This is a genomic window from Oerskovia turbata, from assembly GCF_000718325.1.
GTDB lineage: Bacteria > Actinomycetota > Actinomycetes > Actinomycetales > Cellulomonadaceae > Oerskovia > Oerskovia turbata.
On the sequence record NZ_JOFV01000070.1, the window covers coordinates 1 to 217 of the forward strand.

The window sequence follows — 217 nt, forward strand, 5'->3', positions numbered from 1 at the left end:
GGCCCGCGCGAACCCGACCACCCCCCGCGCCCTCAAGCGCTACATGCTGCACTACCTCGACATCGTGTCCCTGGTCTCCTCGATGCTCCTGGTCCGCGCCGGCACCCGCGAGTCCCTCCGCACCAAGGACGAGTTCTGGGCCCACGCCCGCGCCTACGACCCCGCCCTGTACCGCCGACTACGCCGCACCACCCTGCACCAGATCTCCAACCTCCCC

General features: G+C 71.0%; 1 pseudogene. It reads left to right on the forward strand.

Going from position 1 to position 217, the window contains the following annotated elements:
- A pseudogene (locus IE95_RS20770) lies at positions 1-217 on the forward strand (glycosyl transferase); the annotation flags it as partial.